Source organism: Dactylosporangium sp. NPDC005572, assembly GCF_040605515.1.
GTDB lineage: Bacteria > Actinomycetota > Actinomycetes > Mycobacteriales > Micromonosporaceae > Dactylosporangium.
The window spans coordinates 1-14,167 of the sequence record NZ_JBEXCY010000120.1 but is presented as its reverse complement, the minus strand read 5'-3'; the positions used below and the strand labels follow the sequence as shown (position 1 = coordinate 14,167).

General features: G+C 74.2%; 14 protein-coding genes. 13 read left to right on the top strand and 1 reads right to left on the bottom strand.

Going from position 1 to position 14,167, the window contains the following annotated elements:
* Positions 1 to 520 precede the first annotated feature (520 nt).
* The 13 genes from ABZS66_RS39520 (at position 521) to ABZS66_RS39460 (ending at position 13,631) form a co-directional block, all read left to right on the top strand.
* Positions 521 to 1,318: an alpha/beta hydrolase gene (locus tag ABZS66_RS39520; protein ID WP_354767025.1), complete on the top strand. Its 798-nt coding sequence runs from the start codon at positions 521 to 523 to the stop codon at positions 1,316 to 1,318.
* A complete protein-coding gene (locus ABZS66_RS39515; RefSeq protein ID WP_354767023.1) occupies positions 1,311 to 1,871 on the top strand; it encodes a WHG domain-containing protein in 561 nt (186 codons plus the stop codon). The genes ABZS66_RS39520 and ABZS66_RS39515 overlap by 8 nt, the downstream gene beginning before the upstream one ends.
* A 69-nt stretch (positions 1,872 to 1,940) precedes the next feature.
* Complete coding sequence (locus tag ABZS66_RS39510; protein WP_354767021.1) at positions 1,941 to 2,384, top strand: Rrf2 family transcriptional regulator; 444 nt, start codon at positions 1,941 to 1,943, stop codon at positions 2,382 to 2,384.
* Positions 2,381 to 2,806: a cupin domain-containing protein gene (locus tag ABZS66_RS39505; RefSeq protein ID WP_354767020.1), complete on the top strand. Its 426-nt coding sequence runs from the start codon at positions 2,381 to 2,383 to the stop codon at positions 2,804 to 2,806. The genes ABZS66_RS39510 and ABZS66_RS39505 overlap by 4 nt, the downstream gene beginning before the upstream one ends.
* Positions 2,803 to 3,654, top strand: a complete 852-nt coding sequence (locus ABZS66_RS39500; RefSeq protein ID WP_354767018.1) for a DsbA family protein — start codon at positions 2,803 to 2,805, stop codon at positions 3,652 to 3,654. Before ABZS66_RS39505 ends, ABZS66_RS39500 begins: the two co-directional genes overlap by 4 nt.
* A gap of 319 nt (positions 3,655 to 3,973) precedes the next feature.
* Entirely contained in the window at positions 3,974 to 5,500 is a 1,527-nt protein-coding gene (locus ABZS66_RS39495; RefSeq protein ID WP_354767016.1) for an ABC transporter substrate-binding protein, read from the top strand.
* Positions 5,497 to 6,471, top strand: coding sequence for an ABC transporter permease (locus ABZS66_RS39490; protein WP_354767014.1), 975 nt, complete (start codon positions 5,497 to 5,499; stop codon positions 6,469 to 6,471). The genes ABZS66_RS39495 and ABZS66_RS39490 overlap by 4 nt, the downstream gene beginning before the upstream one ends.
* Positions 6,468 to 7,268 (top strand): ABC transporter permease, encoded by an 801-nt coding sequence (locus ABZS66_RS39485; RefSeq protein WP_354767012.1) that lies wholly within the window; start codon positions 6,468 to 6,470, stop codon positions 7,266 to 7,268. The genes ABZS66_RS39490 and ABZS66_RS39485 overlap by 4 nt, the downstream gene beginning before the upstream one ends.
* Entirely contained in the window at positions 7,249 to 8,220 is a 972-nt protein-coding gene (locus tag ABZS66_RS39480; RefSeq protein ID WP_354767010.1) for an ABC transporter ATP-binding protein, read from the top strand. The genes ABZS66_RS39485 and ABZS66_RS39480 overlap by 20 nt, the downstream gene beginning before the upstream one ends.
* Positions 8,217 to 9,152: an ABC transporter ATP-binding protein gene (locus ABZS66_RS39475; protein WP_354767008.1), complete on the top strand. Its 936-nt coding sequence runs from the start codon at positions 8,217 to 8,219 to the stop codon at positions 9,150 to 9,152. Before ABZS66_RS39480 ends, ABZS66_RS39475 begins: the two co-directional genes overlap by 4 nt.
* A complete protein-coding gene (locus ABZS66_RS39470; RefSeq protein ID WP_354767006.1) occupies positions 9,149 to 11,386 on the top strand; it encodes a molybdopterin-dependent oxidoreductase in 2,238 nt (745 codons plus the stop codon). The genes ABZS66_RS39475 and ABZS66_RS39470 overlap by 4 nt, the downstream gene beginning before the upstream one ends.
* Positions 11,383 to 12,516, top strand: coding sequence for an acyl-CoA dehydrogenase family protein (locus tag ABZS66_RS39465; RefSeq protein ID WP_354767004.1), 1,134 nt, complete (start codon positions 11,383 to 11,385; stop codon positions 12,514 to 12,516). Before ABZS66_RS39470 ends, ABZS66_RS39465 begins: the two co-directional genes overlap by 4 nt.
* Positions 12,513 to 13,631, top strand: coding sequence for an LLM class flavin-dependent oxidoreductase (locus ABZS66_RS39460; protein WP_354767002.1), 1,119 nt, complete (start codon positions 12,513 to 12,515; stop codon positions 13,629 to 13,631). Before ABZS66_RS39465 ends, ABZS66_RS39460 begins: the two co-directional genes overlap by 4 nt.
* A 112-nt stretch (positions 13,632 to 13,743) precedes the next feature.
* On the opposite strand, the gene ABZS66_RS39455 is transcribed toward ABZS66_RS39460, so the two are convergent.
* Entirely contained in the window at positions 13,744 to 13,935 is a 192-nt protein-coding gene (locus tag ABZS66_RS39455) for a hypothetical protein (RefSeq protein ID WP_354767000.1), read from the bottom strand.
* Positions 13,936 to 14,167 lie beyond the last annotated feature (232 nt).

Here is a 14,167-nt window from a genome sequence, read left to right as displayed (position 1 = left end):
GGCCGACCGGGGGAGCGCGGACATTTGGTCGGTCGACCGACCGAGTGCGCGAGTGCGTGAGTGCGTGAGTGCTCGAGTGCGCGGAGAAGGTTCGGTCGGTCGGCCGACCGGGGGAGCGCGGACATTTGGTCGGTCGACCGACCGAGTGCGCGAGTGCGCGAGTGCGCGAGTGCGCGGGTGCGCGGAGAAGGTTCGGTCGGTCGACCGACCGAACTCAGCCCGTGCGCGCCGAGGACGCGGGATCTGCCAGTGCGGCGAGGTCTGGTCCGCTGGTCGCGGACGGCGCCCATGATCATGGGAAAGATCTGGCTGCCCCAGCGACCAGATCCTTCCCATGATCATGGGTCCGCGTCGGGCGATGTCCGCGGCGCGGCCGACGGGTGCCGGAGTTGAGCTTCCGTGGTCAGTCGGTCGACCGACCGAATCCTTGGGTGTGAGTCGGTCGACCGACCATGCGCGAGTCGGGCTCTTCCGGCCGCAGGTCTTGACAGCGATAGCTAACGGCATTAGTTTTTTAGCTATGGAGATTAGCTTTGAAGGTGGACGGATCGCCTACGACGACACTGCGAACGACGGGCCGTTGGTGCTGTGCCTGCCGGGGATGGGGGTGACGCGGCAGACGTACGAGCCGTTCGTCCCGCTGATGGTCCAGGCCGGCTACCGCGTCGTCACCATGGACCTGCGCGGCGCCGGCGAGACCGACGCCCACTGGACCGACTACTCGCCCCAGGCCATCGGCCGCGACGCCATCGCGCTCGTCAAGCATCTCAACGCCGGCCCCGCGATCCTCGTCACCAACTCCTACACGGCAGCCACCGCCATCTGGGCCGCCGCCGAGGCGCCCGAGTTGTTCGGTGCCATCGTGCTCGGTGGGCCGTTCGCCCGGGTCATGCCGAAGCCGAATCTCGTCATGCGGGCCGCGCAGTGGGCGGCCACCACCTACCGTCCATTGTGGATGATGTTCTGGGCCTCGCTGTACAAGACCCGGAAGCCGAACCCGGCCGAGCGGCAGGCGCTCAAGGCCAGTCTTGCCGAGCCGGGGCGGATGGCCGCCATCAAGGCCATGGGCGACGCCGACAAGTCGGTCTGCGAGGCGCGCATGCCCGAGGTGCGCACGCCCGCGCTCGTCGTCATGGGCACCAAGGACCCCGACTTCCCGGACCCGGCGGCCGAGGCGCGGCTCGTCGCGGGGCGGATCAACGGCAGCGTCGTGATGATCGACGGAGCCGGGCACTACCCGCACTCCGAGTTCCCCGAGGAGACGGCCGCGGCGGTGCTGGCCTTCCTGAAGAGCCTGAAGAGCCACCAGAATGCCTAGGGCCGGGCTCAACCAGGACGCCGTCGTCGGCGCCGCCCTCGCGATCGTCGACGAGGGTGGGCCGGAGGCGCTGACCCTGGCCGCCGTGGCGGCGCGGACCGGCGTCGCCACGCCCTCGCTGTACAAGCACGTGAAGAGCCTCGGGGAGCTGCGCGGCCTGCTCGCCGTGCGGCTCTTCGGGGAGCTGGAGGGCCGGATCACGCGGGCCGTGCTCGGCCGCAGCGGTGACGACGCCCTGGAGGCGCTCATGCGGGCCTACCACGACTATGCCACCGAGCACCCGCACCGCTACGCGGCCGTGCCCCAGCAGCCGGACCCCGACCCCGCGGTGCAGGCCGCGGGGGAGCGGCTCGCCGCGCTGTTCTACGCGGTGCTGAAGGGGTACGGGCTCGACGACGACGAGCTCGTCCACGCCACCCGGGTCACCCGCGCCGCGCTGCACGGCTTCGCGAGCCTGCAGTCGGGCGGCGCGTTCGGCCTGCCGCAGGACCTCGCGGTGACCCATCAGCGGTTGATCGAGACGGTACTGGCGGGCCTGCGCACCGGCAGGTAGCGGCAGATCGGGCAAAAGGCCCGCGGACCGGGAATGGATACCAACCAGAGTCCCTTGGTATGGTTTGGCATGCGCATCTCGGCGAAGGCGGACTACGCGATCCGGGCGCTCGTCGAGCTGGCCGCGGACGTCCAGCGGCCGCTCGTCTGCGAGGGGATCGCCGCGGCGCAGCACATCCCGTACCGGTTCCTCAAGAGCGTGCTGCGCGACCTGCGGCGCACCGGGCTCGTGCGCAGCCAGCGCGGCTGCGAGGGCGGCTACTGGCTGGGCCGCGCCGCCGCCACCATCACGCTCGCCGACGTGTTCGCGGCCGTCGACGGCGAGCTGCTGACCATCCACGGCACCGACCCGTCCGACGCCACCCGGGTCCCCGGCGTGACCGCCGTCTGGCGCGCCATCCAGGCCCGCACCGAGGAGATCCTCATGGGCGTGACGATCGCCGACCTGCTCACCGACAACCCGCCGGAGCCCGCGGCCACGCTGCTCCGCCTGCCCCTGGGAGCGCCCGCATGACCGACGGCACCGACCACTGGCACGCCCCGCTGCGCCACATCAGGGGCGCCGACCTCAGCGGCGACACCCGCCAGACGTCCGGGATGACCCGCCTGGAGGCGATCTCCGGCAAGACCGTCGGCTCGTCGAAGGTCTGGATGGGCCAGACGCACGTCGCCCCGGCCACGTCCTCCGGCGACCACCACCACGGCGAGACCGAGACCGCCATCTACGTGGTCTCCGGCAACCCGGTGTTCGTCTTCGCCGAGGGGGATCAGGAGGTACGGCTGGAGACCGCACCGGGCGACTACATCTTCGTGCCGCCGTACGTGCCCCATCGCGAGGAGAACCCCGGCGGGACCGAGGCGGTCGTCGTGATCGCCCGCAGCAGCCAGGAGGGCGTGGTCGTCAACCTGCCGAGCCTGTGGTCGACGGTGGAATGACGCTCACCGTCGTCGAGTACACCGACCCGATGTGCCCGTGGGCGTGGGGCTCGGAGCCCACGTTCCGCCGGCTGCGGGCGGCGCTGCCGGGCGCGCGCTGGCGGCGCGTGTTCGGCATCCTCTTCGACGACTGCGACGACCCCGCGCCCGACCCGGCGGCGGAGACGGCGTGGTACCACCGCCATCTCCAGCAGATCGCCCAGCACACCCGCGCGCCGTGGCCGGCGGTGCTGGAGCGGGTCGCCCTCACGAGCCGGCCGTCGTCCCTCGTCGCCCGGGCCGCGCAGGCGCAGGGCGACGCCGTCGCCGAGCGTGCGCTGCGCCGCCTGCGCGAGACCGTGTTCCTCCTGGGCCGCCCGGCCGACACGCCGGAGCGCGCGCTGCGCGCCGTGGCGGGCATCCCCGGCCTCGACGAGGACCGCCTGGCGGCCGACGCCGCGTCCGAGCGCGTGCGCGCGTCGATCGAGGCCGACTTTCAGGAGTGTCGTTCGCCGGTACCGGAGGTGCTGCGCATCGACGACCCCGGCCCGCACAACGGCCGCGCCAAGCCGGTGGACGACGACGGCCACCGCTACGCGCTGCCCACGCTGCTGTTCCAGGGCCCCGGGGGGCGGGCGGTCGTCCCCGGCTGGCGGCCGTACGCGGAGTACGCGGCGGCGGCCGAGCGGGTCGCGCCCGGCTCGGTCCGCGAGCCGGCCCCGCTGGCCCCGCAGGACGCGCTGTGCCGGTACGCGAGCCTGACCGAGGCGGAGGCCGGGAGCGTGCCCGGCGCCGTGTCCTTCGACACGCCCGGCGGCCGGGTCTGGCTGGCCGAGGACGAGGCCAGGACCCATCCGGCGCTGCGCTGACGGCCCCTCTCAACTCCTATAAAGCCCATCTGATTTGTCTCGAACAATAGGACACTTCTTGATGGCTATTGACGAGACTTCCGGCGCCTCCGCATGATGGGCACATGACCTCGACCCACCCCGGCGTGGCACGGCGCTACGTCGACTTCCGGCGCACCGCAAGCGCCCTCTGTCGATAAGTCATTCCCTCCGGGCCGAGTGCGCCCACATCACGACGACGACGTCCCGCGCCGGCGGGCGGTTCCGTGCACCCCAAAAAACCCCGAAACCCCGAACCCCGAACCCCGAAACCCCATGAAAACCCCGGAGAAGGGCTCCCATGAAGACGAACATCAGCCGCCGGTCGTTCCTCGGCCTCGGCGCCGCCACCGGCGCCGCGACGCTGCTCGGTGCGTGCGGCGACGGCACCGTCCCGGGCGCCTCCGGCGGCGGCACGCTCAAGTGGGGCTGGGCGCTGACCACCAGCTGGGACCCGGTGACCAGCTCGGCCGGCTGGGACGTGCACGTGCTGTCCCTGGTGTACGCCGGCCTCACCAAGCTCGACGAGCGGGGCGACGCGGTCCCGGCCCTCGCCACCGGCTGGAAGTACAACGCCGACGGCACCGAGGTCGTCTTCACGCTCCGGCCCGGCCTGCGGTTCTCCGACGGCACCCCGCTCGACGCGGTCGCCGTCAAGAAGAGCCTGGAGCGCGGCCGCGACTTCCCCAAGTCCCTGGTCGGCCCGCAGCTGGTGAACGTCGCGGCGGTCGAGGCGCCGGACAGCGGTACCGTCGTCATCAGGCTCAAGGCGCCCGACTTCCAGATCCCCAACCTGCTGGCCGGCAAGACGGGCATGATCGTGAGCCCGAAGGCGTTCGAGAGCGACGCCGCCGCCCTCGCCACCAAGCCGGTCGGGGCCGGCCCGTTCACGCTGACGTCGTACACCCAGAACGCCAAGGCGGTGCTGGTCAAGAACCCCGACTACTGGGACGCGGCGAACATCAGGCTGCAGAACTTCGAGGCGTACCCGCTGCCCGAGGCGGCGACGGTCGTGGCCGCGCTCCAGTCCGGCCAGTACGACGTGGCCCAGATCCCCGGCAGCCAGGTCGAGGCGGCCAAGGCGGCCGGCCTCCAGGTGCAGGTCATCCCGTCGCTCGTCGTCGCCGTGCTCGATGTGAACATCACCAAGAAGCCGTTCGACGACCCGAAGGTCACCGAGGCCCTGCGGTACGCCGTCGACCGGGCCGCGCTGCTGAAGACCGCGCAGTTCGGCCACGGCGACGTCGCCTACCAGCCGTTCCCGAAGGGCTACGTCGGCAACAACCCGGCCCTCGACGGCATCTACGCCTACAACCCGGACAAGGCCAAGCAGCTGCTCGCCGAGTCCAGCTACCGGGGTGCGCCCGTCGACCTCGTCATCACCACCGCGGCCGCCGCCGGCGTGCCCGAGCAGCTCCAGTCGCAGCTCCAGGCGGTCGGGTTCAAGCCCACGATCGAGGTCATCCCGCAGGCGCAGGCCACGCAGCTGGTGTACGTGCAGCACTCCAAGGCGCTGTTCGTCGACCAGTTCGCCGGCCGCGACTCGGCGGTGCAGGCGTTCCAGGTGCTCTTCGGCAAGGAGGGCCTGATGAACCCGGGCCGCCAGCACCCGCAGGAGCTGGCCGACGCGCTGGCCAGGGTGAGCAGGACCCCGCTCGACTCGCCGGACTACGCGAAGGTGCTCCAGGAGGCGACCGCGACCGCGGTCCGTTCGATGCCGAACGTCTTCCTCTACAGCGTGCCCCGCATCCTGGCCCGCCGACCCGGCGTCTCGGCGATCCCCGAGTTCACCGTGGTCCAGCGCTTCGAGGGCGTGACCGTGTCATGACCCTGCTGCTGGAGCGGCGCGCGGCCCGGACCAGACGGCTCGCGCCCACGCTCGCGACGCCGGTGGTCGTGTTCGTCCTGGCCTCACTGCTCACGTTCGGGCTCGGCGCGCTGTCGCCGAGCAACCCGGCGGCGGCCGTCCTCGGCGAGACGGCCACCCCGGCCGACATCGCCCGGATGAACCACGAGTTCGGGCTCGACCGGCCGTTCCTGGTCCGCTACGCCGACTGGCTCGGCGACGCGCTCACCGGCGACCTCGGCCGCTCCTACTTCACCACGATCCCGGTCTCCGACAGCATCTTCGCGGCGCTGCCGGTGGACCTGACCCTCGCCGGGCTCGCCGTCGTCCTGGCGGTCCTGCTCGGCGGCGCCGCCGGGATCGGGGCGGCGCTGCGGCCGGGCAGCCGGTTCGACCGGGTCGTCACGTTCGTCGCCTCCGGGCTCGGCACGCTGCCGCCGTTCGTCATCGGCATCGGGCTCATCGTCGTCTTCTCGGTGCTGCTCGGCGCGCTCCCGGCCGGCGGATACGTGCCGCTCGAGGCCGGGTTCGTACCGTGGCTGCGGTTCGCGATCCTGCCGGCGCTGGCGCTCAGCCTCGACATCGCCGCGTCGATCGCCCGGCAGCTGCGCACCTCGCTCGTCGGCCAGCTCGGCGAGAACTACGTGACGGGGGCCGTGGTCCGCGGGCTCGGCCCCCGCCGGGTGCTGTTCCGCCACGCGCTGCGCAACGCGGTCGGCCCCGCCCTGACCGTGCTCGGCGTCGGCGTGCCGATGGTGCTCGGCGGCGCCGTCGTCACCGAGAAGATCTTCAACCTGCCCGGCGTCGCGCGGCTCGCGCTCCAGGCCGCCGACCAGCACGACGTCCCGCTGATCCAGGGCACCCTGCTCGTCACCATCACCGTCGTGCTCGTCTGCAACACCCTGGTCAACCTGGCCCTGCTCCGGCTCACCCCGCAGGGAGGCCGCCAATGAGACGCACCGCGATCGGCGTGCTCGTCGTGGTCGCCGTCCTCGCCGTCGCCGGCGGGGCGATCGCGCCGCACGACCCGCTGCTGCAGAACCCCGACCTGGCGCTGCGCGGCCCCAGCCCGGCCCACCCGTTCGGCACCGACTACCTCGGGCGCGACGTGTTCAGCCGGCTCGTCGCCGGCACCGGCGCCACCGTGCTCGCCGCGATCCAGAGCGTCGGCGTCGGCCTGCTGCTCGGCGTCGTGCCCGGGCTCGCGTCGCTGTGGCTGGGCCGGACCGTCGAGTGGCTGCTGCTGCGCGCCGCCGACGCCCTCATGACCCTGCCGTTCATCGTGTTCGCGGTCGCCGTCACCGGCATCCTCGGCAACGGCCTGACCCAGGCGATGCTCGCCATCGGGGCGCTGTTCGCGCCGCTGTTCTTCCGGGTGACGCGGGCGGCCGGGCTGCGGCTCACCCGGGCGCAGTACGTCGAGGCGGCCGAGCTCTTCGGCGCCTCCCGCACCCGGATCCTGCGCACCCACGTCTGGGGCAAGGTGCTGCCGACCGTCGCCGTCACCGCGGCCCAGGCCACCGGCGGCGCGCTGCTCGCCGTGTCGTCGCTGACGTTCCTCGGCATCGGCGTCAAGCCGCCCGCCCCCACCTGGGGCGGCGTGCTCGCCAGCGACCTCGGCTTCCTTGCCCAGCAGCCGTGGGCGCCGGTCATCCCGGCGGCGCTGATCATGGTCACCGTCGCCGCCCTCAACGCCCTCGCCGACCACACCACTTCGAAGGAGCGGGTCGATGCCGGTCTTGCGCGTTGACGACCTCGACGTTTCCGTCGCCGGCCGGGGTGCGGCGGTCCGGGACGTGTCGTTCACCGTCCACAAGGGAGAATCGGTCGGGCTCGTCGGCGAGTCCGGCTCCGGCAAGACCCTGACCTGCCGGGCCGTGCTCGGCGTGCTGCCGCCCGGCGTGGCGGTCACCGCCGGCACGATCGAGCTCGACGGTGCCCCGCTCACCGGACTGGACCGCCGGGGCTGGGACCGCGTCCGCGGCAACCGGCTCGCCGCCGTGTTCCAGGATCCGGCGTCGTACCTCAACCCGTCGCTCACCGTCGGCCGCCAGCTCGCCGAGCAGCTCCGGCTCAAGCGCGGCCTGCCCCGCCGGCAGACCCGGGCCGCCGCCGTCGAGCTGCTCGCCGCGATGGGCATCCGGCGGGCCGAGCGGGTCGTCGACCAGTACCCCCACGAGCTCTCCGGCGGCATGCTCCAGCGCACGCTCATCGCGATCGCGGTCGCCGGCGAGCCCGACCTGCTCGTCGCCGACGAGGCCACCACCGCGCTCGACGCGGCCGTGCAGGCCGAGGTGCTGGAGCTGCTGCGCCGGCTGCGGGAGGAGCGCGGCCTCGCCCTGCTGCTGGTGAGCCACGACCTCGCCGTCGTCGCCGAGGTCTGCGACCGGGTCGTCGTGTTCTACGCCGGCGAGATCGTCGAGCAGGGCCCCACCGCCGAGGTCATCGCGAACCCGCGGCACCCGTACACCGAGGCGCTGCTGCGCGTCGCGTCGCTCGGCGACTGGCGCCGCCGCTCGCTGGAGGTGATCCCCGGCCGCCCGCCGGAGCTCGGCGCCCTGCCCGCCGGCTGCCGGTTCGCCGAGCGCTGCGCGCACGCCACCGACGCCTGCGCGTCCCCGGTCGCGCTGACCACGCTCGACGGCGACCGGCAGGTGCGCTGCCACCGGGCGGCCGACCTGGCGCTGGTGGGTGCCCGATGAGCGCGCTGCTGTCGATCGAGGGCGTCGACGTGGCCTACCGCCGTCATCGGATCCTGTCCGGGGTGTCGCTGCACGTCGGTACCGGCGAAATCCTCGGCATCATCGGCGAGACCGGCTCCGGCAAGACCACGCTCGCCCGTGCCGTCGTCGGCCTCGCGCCGGTCACGGCCGGGCGGATCCGCTTCGACGGCACGGACCTCACCGGCCTGCGCGGCCGCGCGCTGCGCGACTGGCGGCGCACCGGGCAGGTGCAGTACGTCTTCCAGGACCCGCTGCGCGCCCTCGACCCGCAGCACACCGTGGCCACCATCGTCGCCGAGGGCCTCACGGTCGCCGGCCGGCCGGTCGGCGACCGCGTCGAGTGGGCGCTGAGCCAGGTCGGCCTCGACCCGGCCCTCGCGACCCGCACCCCGGGCCGCATCTCGGGCGGCCAGCGGCAGCGGGTCCTGCTGGCCCGGGCCATCGCGATGCGCCCGCGGCTGCTGCTGTGCGACGAGCCGGTGAGCGCGCTCGACGCCTCGAACCGCAACCACGTCCTGCGCCTGCTCGCCGACCTGCGCACCGCGGCCGGCGTCACGGTCGTCGTCATCTCGCACGACCTGAGCTCGCTGGCCGGCATCGCCGACCGCGTCGCCGTCCTCTACGGCGGCCGGCTCGTCGAGCACGGCCCGACCGAGGAGGTGCTGACCGACCCGCGCCACCCGTACACGGCCCTGCTGACGGCCTCGGCCCCGAGCGTGCGCCGCGAACACCCGATCCCCGCCGCCCGCCTGCGCCGCGTGGGCGACGGCCCGGTGTCCGAGGACGGGTGCTCCTACGCGGACCGCTGCCCCTTCGCAACCAGCGCGTGCGCGGCGGTCCCGGAGCTGACCGGCGACACCCGCGCGGTCGCCTGCCACCACGCGGGCGAGTGGCTGGCGGCCGTGCGATGACGGTCACCACCTCGCACTGGGGCGCCTACACGGCCCGGCTCGTCGACGGCGCGCTCGCGGTCGCGCCGCACCCGGCCGACCCAGCGCCGTCGCCCCTGCTCGGCAACATCGCCGACGGCGTCACGCACCCCACCCGGGTGCACGCCCCGGCGGTCCGCCGCGGCTGGCTGGAGCACGGCCCCGGCCCGACCGACCGGCGCGGCCGCGACGAGTTCGTCGAGGTCGGCTGGGACACCGCGCTCGACCTGCTGGCCGGCGAGCTGGACCGGGTCCGCCGGGAGCACGGCAACGCGGCGGTCTTCGGCGGCTCGTACGGCTGGGCCAGCGCCGGCCGGTTCCATCACGCGCAGAGCCAGCTGCACCGCTTCCTCAACCTGTTCGGCGGCTACACCGGCTCCCGCAACTCGTACAGCAACGGCACGTCGGCCGTGCTGCTGCCGCACGTCGTCGGCGACGCCGAGGAGGTGCTGCGCAACGCCTCCTCGTGGCCCACCATCACCGAGCACACGGAGCTGGTCGTCGCGTTCGGCGGCATCCCGGCCAAGAACGTCTTCGTCACGCCCGGCGGCGTCACCCGGCACGGCACGCCCGGCCACCTCGATCGGCTCGCCGCGCGAGGGGTGCCCGTGGTGCTGGTCAGCCCGCTGCGGGCCGACCTGCCGATGCCGTGCGAGTGGCTGCCGGTGGAGCCGGGCACGGACACGGCGCTGCTGCTCGCGCTCGCGCACACGCTGCTCGTCGAGGACCTGGCCGATCTCGCGTTCGTCCGGCGGTACACCGTCGGCTTCGAACGCTTCGCGGACTCGCTCGTCGCCGGTGGCCGCAGCGCCGACTGGGCCGCGCCGATCTGCGGCGTGCCCGCCGGCGACATCCGGGCCCTCGCCCGGCGGATGGCGGCCGGCCGGACGCTCGTGACGGTCACGTGGTCGCTGCAGCGGATCCGGTACGGCGAGCAGCCCGTGTGGGCGGCCATCGCCCTAGCCGCGCTCCTGGGCCAGATCGGCCTGCCCGGCGGCGGGTTCGGCCACGGCTACGGCTCCATGGGCGACGTCGGCGACACCGGCCCGGCCACCCGCCTGCCGTTCCTGCCGCAGGGCGCCAACCCGGTCCGCTCGTTCATCCCGGTCGCCCGCATCGCCGACCTGCTGCTGAACCCGGGCGGCGCCTACGACTACGACGGCGAGCGGCGCACGTACCCCGACATCCGCCTGGTCCACTGGGCCGGCGGCAACCCGTTCCACCACCACCAGGACCTGGCCCGGCTGCGCACCGCGTTCGGGCGTCCCGACACCGTCGTCGTCCACGAGCCGCACTGGACCTCCACCGCCCGCCACGCCGACCTGGTCCTGCCCGTGACGACCACCCTGGAGCGCGACGACCTCGGCGGCGGCCGCCGCGACACGCACCTCGTCGCCATGCGCCGGGTCCTCGACCCGGTCGGGCAGGCCCGCGACGACCACGCGATCCTGGCCGGGCTCGCGGACCGGCTCGGCTTCGCCGACCGGTTCACGGAGGGCCGCACGCCGCTGGAGTGGCTGCGCCACCTCTACGACGGCTGGCGCGGCCCCGAGGCGCCCACGTTCGACGAGTTCTGGGCGGCGGGCTCGTACGAGCTGCCGTCCGGCCCCGCGCACCGCACGCTCTTCGAGGCGTTCCGGGCCGACCCCGACGCGCACCCGCTGCGCACGCCGAGCGGGCGGATCGAGCTGTACTCGGCGACGATCGCGTCGTTCGGCTACCCCGACTGCCCCGGCCACCCGGTCTGGCTGGCCCCGCCGGTCGACCGGTACCCGCTGGTGCTCATCGCCAACCAGCCCGAGACCCGGCTGCACAGCCAGCTCGACGTCGGCGCGGTGAGCCGGGCCGGCAAGGTCGCGGGGCGCGAGGCGCTGCGCATCCACCCGGCCGACGCCGCCGCCCGGGGCATCACCGCGGGCGCGGTCGTGCGGGTCTTCAACGACCGCGGCGCCTGCCTCGCCGGTGCCGTCCTCGACGACGGCCTGCGTCCCGGCGTGCTGCGGCTGCCGACCGGCGCCTGGTTCGACCCGGTCGACGAGCCCGGCGGCGGAGTGCTGTGCGTGCACGGCAACCCCAACGTCCTCACCGCCGACGTCCCCAGCTCGGCGCTCTCCCAGGGCTGCACCGGCCAGCACGCCCGGGTCGACGTCGCGCCCTGGGCCGGCCCGGTGCCGCCGGTGACCGTCCACGAGCCCCCGTTGAGGAGTCTGCCGTGAGTGATCTCCCGCTCGTCACCGCCCGGCTCGCCGAGCGGGCCGCCGACCACGACCGCGACGCCACGTTCCCGCACGAGGGGATCGAGCTCGTCCACAAGCACGGGCTGCTCACGGCGACCGTCGGTGCGCGCTACGGCGGGGAGGGGGCCGGCCTTGCCCGTACCGTCGACATCCTCACCGCACTGGGCGCGGGCGACCCCGCCGTCGCGCTCGTCACCGCGATGACGCTGTTCACCCACGCGGCGCAGGCGCGGCAGCCCTCGTGGCCCGAGCCGTACTACGCCGCCCTGCTCGCGTCGTCCCAGGCCGGTCCCGCGCTCGTCAACGCGCTGCGGGTCGAGCCCGAGCTCGGCACTCCCGCGCGGGGCGGGCTGCCCGCGACCGTCGCGCGGCGCGACGGCGACGCCTGGTCGCTCACCGGGCACAAGATCTTCTCGACCGGCGCCGTCGCCCTGTCCTGGCTGCTCGTCTGGGCCCGCACCGACGAGGAGGAGCCGCGCACCGGGTCGTTCCTCGTGCGCGGCGGCAGCCCCGGCGTGCGGATCGAGCCGACCTGGGACCATCTCGGCCTGCGGGCCAGCCGCAGCGACGACGTGTACCTCGACGGGGTGCGCGTCCCGCTCGACGCCACCGCCGGGCTGACGGCGCCGTCGCCCGACGCCCGCGACGAGATCGGGATGGCGTGGAACTCGCTCGGGCTGACGGCGCTGTACCTCGGGGTCGCCGACGCCGCGCTGGAGTGGCTGGTGCGGTTCCTGCACGAGCGCGTCCCCACGTCGCTGGGCCGGCCGCTGGCGACGCTGCCCCGGTTCCAGTCGGCGGTCGGTGAGATCTCGGCCCGCCTGACGTCGGCCCACGTGCTGGTCCGCGCGCTCGCCGCGGCCGCCGACGCCGGGGACGCCGCGCAGGCCTCGATCGGCAAGCTCATCGGCACTCGGGCCGCGATCGAGTCGGTGCAGGAGGCCGTCGCGCTCATCGGCAACAACGCCCTCAACCGCCGCAACCCGCTCGAACGGCACCTGCGCGACGTGCTGTGCGCGCGCATCCACACCCCGCAGGACGACACCATCCTCGCCGCGGCCGGAAGGTCCGCGCTGTCCCGTCACCACGACAAGGAGACCACGCCATGACGGTCGAGTTCATCGGCATGATCGGCACCCAGCACGCCTCCGAGATCCACGCGCCGAGCGGGCCGGTCATCGACCCGGCGTACACGCGCCGCTTCGCCCGCGCCCACGAGGACGCCGGCTTCGACCGGATCCTCATCGGCTACGGTTCCGGCTGGCCCGAGGGCGGCCAGGTCGCGGCCCACGTCGCGGCCCACACCGAGCGCCTCGGCCTGCTCATCGCCCACCGCCCCGGCTTCGTCGCCCCGACCCTGGCCGCCCGGCAGTTCGCCACGCTGGACCAGTTCAGCGGGGGCCGGGTCGCGGTGCACACGATCACCGGCGGCAACAACGCCGAGCAGCGCCGCGACGGCGACTACCTCGACAAGGACGACCGCTACGCCCGCACCGACGAGTACCTCGAGATCCTGCGCCGGGCCTGGTCCTCACCCGAGCCGTTCTCCTACGACGGGACGTTCTACAAGTTCGACGACTTCGCCGCCCACGTCCAGCCGGCACACCGGATCCCGCTGTACTTCGGGGGCTCGTCGGAGGCGGCGTACCGGGTCGGGGGCCGGCACGCCGACACGTTCGCCCTGTGGGGCGAGCCGCTGCGCGAGACGGCCGAGCAGATCGCCTCCGTCCGCGCCGCCGCGACGGCCGCCGGCCGCACGACGCCGCCGGGCATCAGCGTCTCGTTCCGCCCGATCCTGGGCCCGACGGAGGACCTGGCCTGGGAGCGCGCGCACGCGATCCTCGACACGATCGTCACCGGCCGGTCGAACTGGCCGGCGCGCGCCTGGCGCACGGACGGCCCGCCGGAGAACGTGGGCTCGCAGCGCCTCCTGGCGGCGGCGGACAGGTCCGACATCCACGACCGGGCACTGTGGACCGCCCCGGCCAAGGCCACCGGCGCCGGCGGCAACTCCACGGCCCTCGTCGGTACCCCGGAAACGGTGGCCCAGGCCCTCCTGGACTACGTCGACATCGGCGTGACGACGCTGCTGATCCGCGGCTACGACCCGCTGGACGACGCCATCGACTACGGCCGCCACCTCCTCCCGCTGGTCCGCCAGGAGCTGGCCCACCGCGCGGCGACCGCTGCGTCCGAGCCGGCGCTCGCGGCGGGTGCCCGGTGACGGCAACGGTGGGGGCGCCGGTGGTGGCCGGCGCCCGCTGGGACCCGCCGGCGGCGATCGCCGTGCGCGGCACGCTGCTGATCCTCCCGGGCCGCGGCGAGCACGCGGGGGTCTACGACCGCTTCGGGCGCCGGTTGGCCGTCGACGGGTACGCGGTCCGCTCGGTCACCCCGTCCACCGCCGCTTCGGCCGCCGCGGAGGCGGTGGCGCCGGTGGTGCTGGTCGGCTCCGACGAGGGCGCGCTGCACGCGCTGCACCTGGCGGCGACGCTGCCGGGCGTGGACGGCGCGATCGTGGCCGGCACGCCGTGGTCCTCGCCCGCGGTGCCGGCGGAGGTTCGGTCGGTCGACCGACCGAGTGTCCCGGTGGCGGCGGATCTTCAGTCGGTCGACCGACCGAGTGTCCCAACGGGCGCCGCAAACCTTCGGTCGGTCGACCGACCCCACACCGGGGGGGGAGGGGGTGGGCCGGACCGGGCCGGTCAGAGGGGGGGGGGGTGGGGGACTGGGGGTAAGGGGGAGGGTGTTATAGAGGGG